At 66.6% G+C, this 13,270-nt stretch carries 11 protein-coding genes; 2 read left to right on the forward strand and 9 right to left on the reverse strand.

Annotated features, from left to right (window positions below; all coding sequences use genetic code 11):
- Positions 1 to 91: 91 nt before the first annotated feature.
- The 7 genes from phoR to pstS form a co-directional block, all read right to left on the reverse strand.
- On the reverse strand, positions 92 to 1,456 hold the full coding sequence (gene phoR / locus C6570_RS16400; RefSeq protein WP_106704168.1) for a phosphate regulon sensor histidine kinase PhoR: 1,365 nt from the start codon (positions 1,454 to 1,456) through the stop codon (positions 92 to 94).
- Positions 1,457 to 1,489: 33 nt separating this feature from the next.
- Positions 1,490 to 2,212, reverse strand: coding sequence for a phosphate regulon transcriptional regulator PhoB (phoB, locus tag C6570_RS16405; protein WP_106704169.1), 723 nt, complete (start codon positions 2,210 to 2,212; stop codon positions 1,490 to 1,492).
- Positions 2,209 to 2,910: a phosphate signaling complex protein PhoU gene (gene phoU / locus C6570_RS16410; protein ID WP_106704170.1), complete on the reverse strand. Its 702-nt coding sequence runs from the start codon at positions 2,908 to 2,910 to the stop codon at positions 2,209 to 2,211. Before phoU ends, phoB begins: the two co-directional genes overlap by 4 nt.
- A gap of 12 nt (positions 2,911 to 2,922) precedes the next feature.
- A complete protein-coding gene (pstB, locus tag C6570_RS16415) occupies positions 2,923 to 3,744 on the reverse strand; it encodes a phosphate ABC transporter ATP-binding protein PstB (RefSeq protein WP_106704171.1) in 822 nt (273 codons plus the stop codon).
- Between the two features lie 40 nt (positions 3,745 to 3,784).
- On the reverse strand, positions 3,785 to 4,642 hold the full coding sequence (gene pstA / locus C6570_RS16420; RefSeq protein ID WP_106704172.1) for a phosphate ABC transporter permease PstA: 858 nt from the start codon (positions 4,640 to 4,642) through the stop codon (positions 3,785 to 3,787).
- A gap of 40 nt (positions 4,643 to 4,682) precedes the next feature.
- Positions 4,683 to 5,696, reverse strand: a complete 1,014-nt coding sequence (gene pstC, locus C6570_RS16425) for a phosphate ABC transporter permease subunit PstC (protein WP_106704173.1) — start codon at positions 5,694 to 5,696, stop codon at positions 4,683 to 4,685.
- Positions 5,697 to 5,793: 97 nt separating this feature from the next.
- The gene (gene pstS, locus C6570_RS16430) at positions 5,794 to 6,822 is read right to left on the reverse strand and encodes a phosphate ABC transporter substrate-binding protein PstS (RefSeq protein WP_106704174.1); all 1,029 of its coding nucleotides are present in this window, start codon (positions 6,820 to 6,822) and stop codon (positions 5,794 to 5,796) included.
- Positions 6,823 to 7,013: 191 nt separating this feature from the next.
- On the opposite strand from pstS, the gene C6570_RS16435 reads away from it, so the two are divergent.
- Positions 7,014 to 8,525 (forward strand): Ppx/GppA phosphatase family protein, encoded by a 1,512-nt coding sequence (locus tag C6570_RS16435; RefSeq protein ID WP_106704175.1) that lies wholly within the window; start codon positions 7,014 to 7,016, stop codon positions 8,523 to 8,525.
- A gap of 125 nt (positions 8,526 to 8,650) precedes the next feature.
- On the opposite strand, the gene C6570_RS16440 is transcribed toward C6570_RS16435, so the two are convergent.
- On the reverse strand, positions 8,651 to 9,397 hold the full coding sequence (locus tag C6570_RS16440) for a tyrosine-protein phosphatase (protein WP_106704176.1): 747 nt from the start codon (positions 9,395 to 9,397) through the stop codon (positions 8,651 to 8,653).
- 250 nt (positions 9,398 to 9,647) lie between these two features.
- Between C6570_RS16440 and C6570_RS16445 the strand changes: the two genes are divergently transcribed.
- Positions 9,648 to 12,104 carry an AI-2E family transporter gene (locus C6570_RS16445; RefSeq protein ID WP_106704177.1) on the forward strand — a complete coding sequence of 819 codons (2,457 nt, stop codon included), beginning with the start codon at positions 9,648 to 9,650 and terminating at the stop codon, positions 12,102 to 12,104.
- A 133-nt stretch (positions 12,105 to 12,237) separates the two neighbouring features.
- On the opposite strand, the gene C6570_RS16450 is transcribed toward C6570_RS16445, so the two are convergent.
- A complete protein-coding gene (locus C6570_RS16450; RefSeq protein WP_106704178.1) occupies positions 12,238 to 13,257 on the reverse strand; it encodes an aldo/keto reductase in 1,020 nt (339 codons plus the stop codon).
- Positions 13,258 to 13,270: the final 13 nt, after the last annotated feature.

The following is a 13,270-nucleotide window of genomic DNA, read 5'->3' on the forward strand; positions in this document are numbered from 1 at the left end:
CCAGGGACCGATTTGACGTAGATCTTCAGTCAATACGTCCGCACAGGCATCGCGCAGGATTGCCGCGATCAGTGCACCTTCACCAGCGCCGCTAGGGCGCCATCGAGGTGAGTTTTACCGGCGCCGCCAACCCGCTGCCGTCGCTTGCCGCACGCACCCGCGAGGCGGGAAAGACCAGCGCAAAAGTGGAACCCTTGCCAACTTCGCTGACCACGCTCAGCTCGCCGCCGTGGCGCTGGGCGACGTGCTTGGCAATCGCCAGCCCCAATCCCGTGCCGCCCGATTCGCGCGAGCGGCTGCGGTCCACGCGGTAAAAACGCTCGCCGATCCTTGAAATGTGTTCGGGCGCGATACCTGGGCCTGTGTCGGTCACCGCCAGGCGCACTTGGCCGGGCAGCAACTCTTCCCAAAACACGCGGATCGATCCACCAGCGGGCGTGTAGCGAACGGCGTTGTTGATCAGGTTGGACGCCGCGCTGCGCAACTCGCCGCGCGAGCCAGCCAAGGCAAAGGCTGGGGGCGGGTCGAACTGCAGGCGCTGCGCTTCGCCTTCAGGGTGAAGCAGTTCGGAAAGGCCGCGCGCCTCGGCCTCACATTCGGCCATCAGCGCGGCCAGGTCGACCAATTCATGTCCATCTGGCAGCGGGCTGCCTTCCAGGCGCGAGAGCATCAGCAAGTCGTTGACCAGCGTCTGCATGCGTTCGGATTGCGCAGCCATCAGCGCGAGGTAGTGCGTGCGCTCAGCGTCTGACAGGGGCAGCGACTGCATGGTCTCAACGAAGCCTGCCAGCACCGTCAGCGGCGTGCGGATCTCGTGCGACACGTTGGCCACGAAGTCGCGGCGCATGGCTTCGGCCTGCGACAGCGCGGTGATGTCCTGCGACAGCAGCAGCTTGTAGTTGTCGGCGTAGGGATGAATCTGCACCGACAGCTTGACCGGGCGGGCCGGCGAATCCTCGCGCCCGCGAATGCGCACGTCGCGCTGAAAGGCGCCTGTTGCGAAGTACGCGGTGAACGCCGGGTCACGCACCAGGTTGCCGATGTGCTGCAGCAGATCGCGCTGCGGCACAAAGCCGAAATGCGCCGACGCCATTTCGTTGAACCACTGGATGCGCCCGTCCGGCCCCAGCACCACCACCCCATTCGGCGAGGCCTGAATGGCCGAGAGGAAGGATTGCAGCCGCACGTCGGCAACGCGGGTGGCGTCTTGCTCGCCACGCAGCGCGCGGGCCGTGCGGTAGCCGGCGTCGCCCCACTGCCCGCGCAGCCCGCGCGGCGCGCCGCCTTGCGGCTCTTTGATCCAGCGCAGAAAGCGATTGCCCTGCACGGCCTGCCAAAGCGCCACGCCACCAGCGGCCAATACCGCCCCCGCGAAGGCCCCTGGCCAGGATTGCCACCACCAGCCCAACGCCCCCGCCACCAACTGCAGCAACAGTACCAACGCAGTGTGTGCCATTCAGGTCGCCCGCCAGCGAAGCAGCTTTCGTGGTCAGGAAGACGCGGTCGCGGGCGTCGCGTGGGCCAACGGTTGCGCCGTCAGGCGGTAGCCCGCACCACGCACGGTTTCGATCAGCACGCCGGCCGCGCCCAGCGCCTCACGCAGGCGTTTGACGTGCACGTCCACCGTGCGCTCTTCGATGAAGACGTGGTCGCCCCAAACTTTGTCGAGCAACTGGCCGCGGCTGTGCACCCGCTCAGAGTTCTGCATGAAGTAGTGCAGCAGCTTGAATTCGGTCGGCCCCATCTTCAGCGGCTGGCCGTCATAGGTCACGCGGTGCGTCGACGCGTCCAGCACCAGCGCGCCGATGGCCACCACCCCGCCGGCCATTTCAGGCGAGCGGCGGCGCAACACCGCACGGATGCGGGCCAGCATTTCCTTGGTGGAAAACGGCTTGGTGATGTAGTCGTCGGCCCCGGCGTCCAGCCCCGCGACGCGGTCGGATTCGTCGCCGCGCGCGGTCAGCATCAGGATGGGCACGGCCTTCGTGCGCGGATCTTTGCGCCATTTCTTGGCCAGCGCCAGCCCGCTTTCGCCGGGCAGCATCCAGTCCAGCAAGATGACGTCCGGCAACTGATCGTCCAACTCGCGCTGGGCGGTTTCGCTGTCCATGGCCCACGTGGGCTGAAAGCCGTTGTGGCGCAGGTTGACGGCGATCAGCTCTGCGATGGGCGGCTCATCCTCGACGATCAGCACCCTCGGCATCGTTCTCATCTCGACAGCATCTCCAGCTCTTCCATCGTGCCGTGCCGCACGTCGGCGCCCTTGACGATGTAGATGATGAACTCGGCGATGTTGGTCGCGTGGTCGCCAATGCGTTCGATCGCCTTGGCCAGCGTGAGCAGGTCCAGGCTGGCGGAGATGGTGCGCGGATCTTCCATCATGTAGGTGATGAGTTTACGCACGAAGCCGTCAAACTCGCGGTCCAGTGCCGCATCGCCCTTGATGATGGCCACGGCGTCTTCGGCGCTCAGGCGCGCGAAGGCGTCCAGAGCCCGGCGCAGCTGGTTGGCAGCCAAGTCGGCGGCAATGCGCAGCTCGCCCGAGGGCAGCAGCCGCGCCTTGCCGGATTCCACGATGCGCTTGACCATGCGGGCGATCTTGGCCGCCTCGTCGCCCACGCGCTCGAGGTTGGCGTTGGTCTTGGAGATGGCCAGCAGCAGCCGCAGGTCGATCGCCGTTGGCTGCCGGCGCGCGATGATGCTGGACAGCTCACGGTCGATCTCCAGCTCCAGCGCGTTCACGCGCTGCTCGGTCTGCTGAACCTGATCGGCCACTTCTTCGCTGAACTCGGACAGCGCGTACATCGCCTGCCGAATCTGCATTTCCACCATGCCGCCCAGCTCAAGCACATGGGCGGACACCTGGTTGAGTTCGTTGTCGAACTGCGTTGAAAGGTGTTTGTCCTGCATTGTCATGTCTCCTTAACCGAAACGACCCGTGATGTAGTCTTCGGTCTCTTTGCGTTTGGGCTTGAAGAACAGTTCCTCGGTGGCGCCGAATTCGATCAACTCGCCCAGGTACATGTAGGCGGTGTAGTCGGACACACGCGCAGCCTGCTGCATGTTGTGCGTCACGATGGCGATGGTGTACTCGCGCTTGAGCTCGTGCACCAGCTCTTCGACCTTGCCGGTGGAAATCGGATCGAGTGCCGATGTCGGCTCGTCCAGCAACAGGATGGAAGGCTTGACCGCCACGCTGCGCGCGATGCAAAGGCGTTGCTGCTGGCCGCCTGAGAGCGACAGGCCGCTTTGGCCCAGCTTGTCCTTCACCTCGGTCCACAGGGCGGCCTTGCTCAGGGCCCACTCCACACGCTCGTCCATTTCGGCGCGGCCTAGGTTCTCATACAGACGCACGCCAAAAGCAATGTTGTCGTAAATCGTCATCGGAAACGGCGTCGGCTTCTGAAAAACCATGCCGATGCTGGCGCGAAGCAGGTTCACGTCTTCGTGCGGCTGCAGGATGTTGCGGCCTTCGAACACGATCTCGCCCTCGGCGCGCTGGCCGGGGTACAGGCTGTACATGCGGTTCAAGGTGCGCAGCAAGGTCGACTTGCCGCAGCCCGACGGGCCGATGAAGGCAGTGGCCTTGCGCTCTGGAATCGTCAGGTTGATCTTCTTGAGGCCCTGAAAGCCGTTGGCGTAGAAGAAGTCAAGGTTGCGGACGGCCAGCGCCACGCGTTCGTTGTCGATACCGGTGACGTTGCCGCGCGGCTGCACCTGGGGGATGGGGGTAGCAATATTCATGGATGAACTCTTGTTGGGTGTCGGCGATGGCTCGGTCAACTCAGTGGCCGGCCGTTCGTTCGCGGAAGAACACGCGGGCAACGACGTTGATGATCAGCACCGTGAGCGTGATCAACAGGGCGCCGCCCCAGGCCAGGCGGATCCAGTTGTCATAGGGGCTCATGGCGAACTGGAAAATCACCACCGGCAGGTTGGCCATTGGCTGGTCCATGTTGGTGCTGAAGAACTGGTTGTTCAGCGCCGTGAACAGCAGCGGCGCGGTTTCACCGCTGACGCGTGCCACCGCCAGCAGCAGGCCGGTCATGACGCCGCTCTTGGCCGCACGGAGCGTGATCATCAGCGAGACCTTCCAGCGCGGCGCGCCCAGCGCAGCGGCGGCTTCGCGGAGGCTGCCGGGCACCAGGCGCAGCATATTCTCCGTCGTGCGCACAACCACCGGGATCGCGATCAGCGACAGCGCCAGGCTGCCCGCAAAGCCCGAGAAGTGGCCCATGGGCGCCACCAGGATGGCGTAGACGAACAGGCCCAGAACGATCGACGGGGCTGACAGCATGATGTCGGTCACGAAACGAGTGAACTCCGCGACCTTGCTGCCGTCGCCATATTCGGCCAGGTAGATGCCTGCCAGGATGCCGATCGGCGTGGACACCAGCACCGTGAGGCCCAGCATCATCAGGCTGCCGACGATGGCGTTGCGCAGGCCACCCCCGTCCGAGCCCGGCGCGGGCGTGTCTTTCACGAACATGTTCATGTCCACGGCGCCCAGCCCTTTGCTGAGCAGCACGAACAGGATCCAGAGGAGTACCACCAAGCCCAAGACCATGGCGGTCATGGACAAGGTCAGGCCGATGGCATTGGCCATCCGGCGTTTTTTGTAGAGCGCGTTATCGGCTTGCATGGAAGTCTGTTTGAAATCTTGGCAACGACCTGGCGAATGCTCAGGTGCCCTTGGCGCGCTCGGCGCGGATGATCATCAGCTTGGCCAGCGCCAGCACCACAAAGGTGATGACGAACAGCAGGAAGCCCAGGGCGAACAAGGCGTTCAGGTGCAGATCGGCAGCTTCGCCAAACTCGTTGGCCAGCGTCGACGCGATGGATGTACCGGGCGAGAACAGCGAACTGGGCATCCGGTTGGCGTTGCCGATCACGAAGGTGACGGCCATGGTTTCACCCAGCGCGCGGCCTAGGCCCAGCATCACGCCGCCGATCACGCCCTTCTGGGTGTACGGCAACACCACCTTGCGCACGACTTCCCAGGTGGTGCAGCCCAGGCCATAGGCCGACTCGCGCAGGATCGATGGGACGATCTCGAACACATCGCGCATCACGGCTGCGATGTAGGGCAGGATCATGAACGCCAACACGATGCCGGCGGCCAGGATGCCCATGCCGTTGATGGCGCCGCCAAACAGCGAGCCGATCACGGGCATGCCGCCCAAAAGGGATTGCAGAGGCGTTTGCAGGTAGTCGGCGAAGATCGGCGCGAAGACGAACAGGCCGAACATGCCGTAGATGATGGACGGCACGGCCGCCAGCAATTCGATGGCGGTACCCAGCGGGCGGCGCAGCCATGCGGGGCAGTTTTCGGTCAGGAACAGCGCAATACCGAAGGCCAGGGGCACGGCGATCAGCAGGGCGATGCCGGCGCTCAGCACCGTGCCCACGATGGCGATCGCGGCGCCAAATTCTTCATTGACCACGTCCCACTCGACGCGCCAGATGAACTGCAGGCCGAACTTCTGGAAGATCGGCCAGGCATTGATGAACAGCGAGACGATGATGCCCACCAGCGCGGCCAACACCAGCAGCGAAAAGAGCTGCGTGCCGCGATGGAACACCACGTCCTGAATGCGTTGCCGGCGTGCGACACCCGCCCGGCTGGCGATAAGCGAGGCGTCTGCCTCAAGAGGTGGTTGATGCGCGTTGTTCAGCGTGGACATTCCCGCACTCATGGTTTCCTCGATCAGATCGAATTATGTTGGCGTCGTCACTTGAAAGCCGCGCCCGCACGCCGCAGGGGCGTCGGGCGCGTTTGCTCCAAGGCGATGCTTACTTGTTCTTGATCTGTGACCAGACCTTGCTGCGGATTTCGTTCGTCAGGTTGTCAGGCAGGCCGACGTAGTCCAGATCGCTGGCCATGGTCTTGCCGTTCTTGAACGCCCAGTCGAAGAACTTCAGCACTTCGGCGGATTGCGCCTTGTCGGTCGGATCCTTGTACATCAGGATGAACGACGCGGTGGAGATGGGCCAGGAGTGGTCGCCCTTGGCGTTCACCATCGACACGCCCATACCGGGGGCGCTGAACCAGTCCACGCCGCTGGCGGCTGCGGCAAACGTCGCGTCATCGGGGCTCACGTACTTGCCGGCGGGGTTTTGCACCTGCATGTAGGTCAGCTTGTTTTTCTTGGCGTAGGCGTACTCGACATAGCCGATGGCGCCCTTGATGCGGCCCACGTTGGCGGCCACGCCTTCGTTACCTTTGCCACCAACGGAAGTCGCGGCAGGCCACTTCACGGCGTTGCCTTTACCCACTTTGTCGGCCCATTCCTTGCTGACGGTGGCCAGGTAGTCGGTCCAGTTGAAGGTGGTGCCCGAACCGTCAGCACGGTGCACGACAGTGATGGCCTGGTCCGGCAGGGTCTTGCCCGGATTGAGCGCAGCGAACTTGGGGTCGTTCCATTTGGAGATGGTGCCCATGAACATCTCGGCCAGCACGGGGCCGGTCACGCGCAGCTCGCCCTGCTTGAAGCCTTCCAGGTTCAGCACGGGGACGGTGCCGCCGATGATGGCAGGGAACTGCACCATGCCGTCCTTGTCCAGCTCTTCACCTTTGACGGGCGCGTCGCTGGCACCGAAGGCCACCGTCTTGGCGCGGATCTGGCGCACGCCACCGGAAGAACCGATGGATTGGTAGTTCAGGCCCACGCCGGTGGCGGCCTTGTAGGCTTCAGCCCACTTGGCGTAGATGGGGTAAGGGAAGCTGGCGCCAGCGCCAGTGATGTCGGCGGCGAAGGCGGTGGTGCTGACAACGGCGCCAAACGCCGTCACGGCCAGCGCTTTCAGGAATGTACGTTTCATGAAATGAAAACCTCAGAGGTTGGGGATTCGACAGGCCCGACTGTATGAACTCAATGTGACAGCCGTGTGACCGTCATAGACGTTCGCCCCAGTTTCGTGGCGCCTCTGCCCCAGGCCATGGGCAGCCAGCGCGGAGTGCGCCACAATCAGCCCCCAAGGCACGCTAGTGGCCGCTTTTTTTTGACTGATTCATGCATACAGGCAGCCGACTTGCCACCGTTGATCTCGGATCCAACAGCTTCCGCCTTGAAATCGCCCGCCTGGAGTTGGGGCAGATCCAGCGGATGGAGTACCACAAGGAAACCGTGCGCCAGGGCAACGGCCTGGACGCCGACCGCCGCCTGTCCCAAGAGGCGATGCAGCGCGGCTGGAACTGCCTGGCCCGCTTTGCCGAGCGGCTGGCGGGCTTCAAGGCGGACCAGGTTCGCGCTGTAGCCACCCAGACGCTGCGCGAGGCGCGCAACCGCGAGGAATTCCTGAGCGTGGCCCAGCAGGTGCTGGGTTTCCCGATCGACGTGATCTCGGGCCGCGAAGAAGCCCGCCTGATCTACCAGGGCGTGGCACACCTGCTGCCGCAGTCGGACGAGCGACGCCTGGTCATCGACATCGGCGGGCGCTCCACCGAGATGATCATCGGCCAGGGCTACACCGCCAAGGCGATGGAGTCGTACCGCGTGGGCAGCGTGGCCTGGTCGATGCGCCACTTTCCGGATGGCGTGCTGTCCGCCAAGCATTTCGACCACGCCGAGATCGCCGCCAAGGCGGTGCTGGACGAGGCCCTGCACACCCACCACCGCAGCCTGTGGGATACGGCTTACGGTTCTTCCGGCACCGTGGGTGCGGTGGCGGGCACGCTGTTTCTGGCGGGCCAGGCGCCGGCCGAGGGCGTGATCACGCGCGAGGGGCTGGATTGGCTGCGTGATCGCCTCATCAAAACCCGCCGCGCCGACGCCATTCGCCTGGACGGCATCAAGGAAGAGCGGCGCCCCGTCATCGCGGGCGGGCTGGCCGTGCTGCGCGGCATCTTCGACCTGCTGGGCATCGACAGCATGCAACACGCGCACGGCGCGCTGCGGCACGGCGCGCTGTTCGACATGCTAGACCGCGAGCAGCAAGAGACCGACGTGCGGTCCAGCTCGGTCGAGCGGCTGGCGGCCAAGTTCAACGCGGACGCGCAGCAGGCCGAACGCGTGGCGCTGACGGCGCAGCACTTGCTCAAGCAACTGCTGCCGTCCCTCAAGCCGGCCAAGCTTGCTGTCCTCAAGCGCGAGCTGGCCTGGACGGCGCGCCTGCATGAGATTGGCGCGCGCATCGCCCACGCCGACTACCACAAGCACGGCGCCTACATCCTCGACAACGCCGACGTGCCCGGCTTTGCCATGCACGAGCTGCACAAACTCAGCCAGCTGGTGCTGGGCCACCGAGGCAAACTGCGCAAGCTGGAAGCGCGCTTTGACGACCGCCTGTTCATGGCGCAACTGGCCGCGCTGCGACTGGCGGTGCTGCTGTGCCACGCCCGCCAGGCACCCGCCTACGAAGCGGTGAAAGTCACCACCGACGCCGAGCCGCAACACGGTTTTACCGTCACCGTGCCGCCCGGCTGGGCCAAGGCCTGGCCGCAATCGGCGCATCTGTTGCGCGAAGAGGTGGTGGCCTGGCAACGCACGCCCTGGGGCTTGAAGGTGCACGGGCTGGACGACTGACGCCGCGCGCTTACGCGGGGCCGCGCAGACGGCCGCGCCCATCGGCCACTTAAACAAAAACAGCCTCCAGCGCCCGCCCCACCAGCGCCGGCAGCTATGCTTTTTGAAGCAAACCCTGCGCCAGCTTAGCTGACCAGGTAGAGCGCCTCAAGCCGCCGGCGCTCGGCTTCGCCTACCCGCAACTCGCGCTCCAGGTAGATCGGCATGCCGCCGTAGTCGGCGTCCACCGCGTCCAGCGCGGCGTTCAGGAAATCTTCCTGCACGCGCCACAGCACGTTCAGCACTTCCTTCGGCGCACGCGGGTCGGCCAGCACCGGCATGCGATAGAAGTCGTTGGTGAGCAGGTAGTCGCGCATCACCACGTCGCGCGGCACGCCCAGCGCCATCAGAATCAGCGCGGCCGCAAAGCCCGTGCGGTCCTTGCCCGCGGTGCAGTGAAAAACCAGGGGCGCGTCGCTTTCCAGAAGATGCTCGAACAGCGTGGCGAAACGGCCTGCGTTGTCGTGCACGAAGGCACGGTAAGTCTGCTGCATCAAGGCCACCGCGTGCGCCGGCGTGATCTGCTCGCCAGCCTCGGCCAGTTCCTTCATGCGCTGCACCACGGTGGGCTCGATCGGCAGCGAATACTGCGCCACGCCCGCCACGTCGTAGGGCACGGCAGCGCGCTCTGTCGTGCCGCGGAAGTCGAACGCACGGCCCACGCCCAGCGCGCCCAGCGTGCGCGCGTCTTCGGGCGTCAGCGCGGCCAGGTGGTCCGAACGAAACAGCTTGCGCCAACGCACGGTGCGCCCGCCGCTGCCCTGGTAGCCGCCCAGGTCGCGGAAGTTGCTGGCGCCCGCCAGTGCAAGCGAGCGATCGGGGTGAAGCGGCATGGGGTTCAGTCTCCAGTTCTGGGCGCAGTGCAACGGCCCATTGTCGGCCATTCGATGACAGGAAGATGGCCGCCGGCCGGTTGGCAAGCTGGCCCCTGGATCGCCCTGAGCTTGCGCTTGCATCGCGCACTCGTCCTACAGGGCGACCGGCCGGCGATTCTGACAATCTGGGCGAGGTGGCGCGCGCCACCGCCGCCCGACGGCGCTGGGTTCCACGCCGTCTTTTTCCCGCCCCTGAACCCCTCGACACGTGCCAGACCCACTCAGCCCCCACGCGCCGCCGGTGCTGACGGCCTCCGACCCCATCGACCCGGCCGCGCCCGCAGGCTCAGCCGCGCCTGCCCGGCAGCCGCTGATGTACGGCCTGGTGAGCGGCGCCGTCATCGTGGCGGCGCTTTATTTTGGGCGCGACATGCTGATGCCGCTGGCGCTGGCGGCGCTGCTGGGCTTCGTGCTGGACCCGATGGTGTCTTGGCTCAAGCGGCGAGGCCTGCCCAGGGCGGTGGCGGTCGTGGTGGTGGTGACGACGGCCGTGGCGCTGCTGGCCGGCGCCGGCTGGTTCATGTACGGCCAATTGCGGCAGTTGGCCAGCGACCTGCCCGCCTACGAAACCAATATCAACCAGAAGGTGCGCTCCCTGGGCAAAACCTTGCGCCAGCCCGGCATGTTCGACCGTTACTCGCGCGTGGTGGACCGGTTCGAGCGCGAGATCGACCCATCCCAGCGCCCGGCCACGCCGGCCGCGCGCGCCAGCGCCCCGCAGCAGGTTCAGCTGGTCGGCCAGTCGCCGTCCACCGTGCAGCGCGCGCTGGGGTGGATGGACACGGTGGCCACGCCGCTGACGATGGCGGGCATCGTCTTCGTCTTCGTGGTGTTGATCCTGCTGGACAAGGGCGATTTGCGCGACCGCGCCGTGCGGCTTCTGGGCACCGACCTGCACCGCACCACCGATGCGCTGAGCGACGCGGGCAAGCGCGTCAGCAAGTATTTGTCGATGCAGCTGCTGGTGAACGCCACCTACGGCATACCGCTGGCCGTGGGCCTGCTGTTCATCGGCATACCGGGCGCGCTGGTGTGGGGCCTGCTGGCGGCGGTGCTGCGCTTTGTGCCTTACGTGGGGCCGATGATTGCGTCCGTCTTTCCGTTGGCGCTGGCCTTCGCGGTGGACCCCGGCTGGAGCGTGGTGCTGTGGACTTTGGCGCTGATCGTCACACTGGAGCTGCTCAGCAACAACATCGTCGAGCCCTGGCTTTACGGCACCAGCACCGGCATGTCCACCCTGTCGCTGATCATGGCCGCCATGTTCTGGACGACCATCTGGGGCCCCATCGGGCTGGTGTTGTCCACTCCCATCACCGTCGTGCTGCTGGTGCTGGGCCATCACCTGCCGCAGCTTCAGTTTCTGGCGGTGCTGCTGGGCAGCGAACGCGCGCTGGACGAGCCCACGCGGCTGCACCAGCGCCTGCTGGCCGGCGATGTGGAAGAGGCGTCCGACCTGGCCATCGAGTTGGCCGACGACAAATCGCCGCTGGTGTTCTACGACACCGTAGGCCTGGGCGCGCTGCGCCTGGCGTCCAGCGCGCACGGCACCGTCGCCACCGCCGAGCACCGCCTGCGCGTGCTGACCGGCATGGAAAACGTGATCGAAGAGCTGCGCGAGCAGTACCCGCCGCCACCCGGCCCACCCGTGAAGGTGGCGTGCTTTGGCGGGCGCTGGGCGGTGGATCTGCTGGCCGCCGACATGGCCGCCCATGCGCTGGCGCTGTCCGGCGTGGGCGCCAAGGTGGTGCGCGTGGGCGCCATGTCCACCGAGTATTTCTCCGAGCTGGATCTGCAAGGCGTGGAAGTGGTTTGCCTGAGCTACTTCTCACCCGACCCGACCACACTGGCCAAGTTCTTCGTGCGCCGCCTCAAACGCCGCTGGCCCGATGTCACCGTCATCCTGGCGGCGTGGAACACCCCGACCGACGCCGCCACCGCCTACCCGCTGGACCAGATCGGCGCCGATGTGCTGGTCACCTCGCTGCAAGAGCTGGTCGCGCAGACGCGCAGCCGCCTGTCTGCCGCCGACGCCCTGCCCTTTGCCGCCGCCGAGATGCCCGCCAACGAGGACGAGCGGCTGGCGGCGCTCGACGCCAGCGGCCTCACCGCGCCGCCCCTGCGCAGCACCTTCGACAAAGTGGCCCGCCGCGTGGCCGACGCCTTCGACTGCCCGATGGCCGAGGTGCTGCTGGTCACGCGCGATGCCGAGCTGCTGCACGGCAGCGCCACCGCCGTGGGCGGCGACGGCGACGAGCCCCCCCAGCCCGTGGCCGACCGCGCCCTCTCCATGGCGGCGCACGTAGTGGCCAGCGGGCAGCCGCTGGTGGTGGGCGATGTGCTGCGCGATGCGCGCTATGGCGCGCACCCCGGCCTGGCCGACCGCGGCATCCGCTTCTTTGCGGCGGCGCCGCTGCTGGACGACGCGGGCCGCGCCATGGGGGCGCTGTGCGTGATGGACACCGAGCCGCGCCAGCTCAACCAGCGCGACGTGATGCTGCTGGCGAACCTGGCCGCCGACGTGGTGACCACGGCGCAGATGGAGCGCGACGAGCGGGCGCAGGCCGCAACGAACACGGCTGACACCTCAACCAGCGCTGCCAGCGAGGCACCAGCACCCGACGAGCCCGCTGCGGGCACAGGCGGCGCGCAGCCCGCACCAGCGTAAAGATTCCGTGCGTGGTGCGGCCCGCTGATCGCACTGCCCGCGTGGCGAGCGCGGGATAGTTATCGACCCGTCTCGGCTCAGCCCAACAACCGGCCACACGCCGAGGCAACGGCGCCCCCGGTCGCTCAGTCGCTCACGCCGCCACGTCTTCCGTATCCACCTCGCGCCGGCCCTGCTCGGCGTAGCGGTGCCCGCTGACGGTGGCGGTGTTGATCAGCTCGCCCGCGCGTTGCAGCACATCGGCGGGCAGGCGCAAGTCCCACGCGGCCAGGTCGTCCCTCAGATGCGCGACGCTGCGCGTGCCGGGTATGGGCACGATGTCGTCGCCCTGCGCCAGCACCCAGGCCAGCGCCAGCTGCGCGGGTGTGCAGCCCGCTTCGGCGGCCAAGGCGCGGTACTGGGCCAGCAGCGGCAGGTTGCTGGCGAAGTGCTCGGCGCCGAAGCGCGGCATGGCGCGGCGGATGTCCCTGTCGGGCAGCGCCTGCACGTCGTCCCAGCTGGGCAACGCATCGGCCAGGTAGCCGCGCCCCAGCGGACTGAAGGCCACAAAGGCCACGCCCAGGTCGCGGCAGGCCTGCAGCACGGCCAGCTCGGGGTTGCGCGTCCACAGCGAATACTCGGTCTGCAACGCGGTGATGGGGTGCACGGCGTGGGCGCGCCGCAGCGTGGCGGACGACACTTCCGACAAGCCTATCGTGCGCACCTTGCCCGCACGCACCAGGTCGGCCAGCGCGCCCACGCTGTCTTCGATGGGCACGCGCTTGTCCCAGCGGTGCAGGTAGTACAGGTCGATCACGTCGGTCTTGAGCCGCCGCAGCGAGCCTTCGCACGTCGCGCGGATGCTCTCGGGCGAGCCGTCGATGACCCGCCCCGGCGCCACGGTGCCATCGCCCGCCTCGTGCGTCATGCCGCACTTGCTGGCCAACGTGAAGCGCTGCCGGTGCGGGCCCAGCACGCGGCCCACCAGCGATTCGCTGGCGCCAAAGCCGTACAGCGCGGCCGTGTCGAAGTGGGTGACGCCCATGTCCAGCGCCGCCAGCAGCAGGCGCTCGGCATCCTGCTCGGTGGGCGGCGTGCCGTACGCGTGGCACAGGTTCATGCAGCCCAGGCCAATGGGCGAAGCGGTGAAGGGGCCGATGTGTCTTGCTTGCATGGGCTCAGCTTAG

This window comes from Ottowia oryzae (genome assembly GCF_003008535.1).
Classification (GTDB): Bacteria; Pseudomonadota; Gammaproteobacteria; order Burkholderiales; family Burkholderiaceae_C; genus Ottowia; species Ottowia oryzae.

Bases quoted from the DNA above. Each gene is read 5' to 3' on its own strand.
- phoR (WP_106704168.1), bottom strand. From the start codon at position 1,456: ATGGCACACACTGCGTTGGTACTGTTGCTGCAGTTGGTGGCGGGGGCG.
- phoB (WP_106704169.1), bottom strand. From the start codon at position 2,212: ATGAGAACGATGCCGAGGGTGCTGATCGTCGAGGATGAGCCGCCCATC.
- phoU (WP_106704170.1), bottom strand. From the start codon at position 2,910: ATGCAGGACAAACACCTTTCAACGCAGTTCGACAACGAACTCAACCAG.
- pstB (WP_106704171.1), bottom strand. From the start codon at position 3,744: ATGAATATTGCTACCCCCATCCCCCAGGTGCAGCCGCGCGGCAACGTC.
- pstA (WP_106704172.1), bottom strand. From the start codon at position 4,642: ATGCAAGCCGATAACGCGCTCTACAAAAAACGCCGGATGGCCAATGCC.
- pstC (WP_106704173.1), bottom strand. From the start codon at position 5,696: ATGAGTGCGGGAATGTCCACGCTGAACAACGCGCATCAACCACCTCTT.
- pstS (WP_106704174.1), bottom strand. From the start codon at position 6,822: ATGAAACGTACATTCCTGAAAGCGCTGGCCGTGACGGCGTTTGGCGCC.
- C6570_RS16435 (WP_106704175.1), top strand. From the start codon at position 7,014: ATGCATACAGGCAGCCGACTTGCCACCGTTGATCTCGGATCCAACAGC.
- C6570_RS16440 (WP_106704176.1), bottom strand. From the start codon at position 9,397: ATGCCGCTTCACCCCGATCGCTCGCTTGCACTGGCGGGCGCCAGCAAC.
- C6570_RS16450 (WP_106704178.1), bottom strand. From the start codon at position 13,257: ATGCAAGCAAGACACATCGGCCCCTTCACCGCTTCGCCCATTGGCCTG.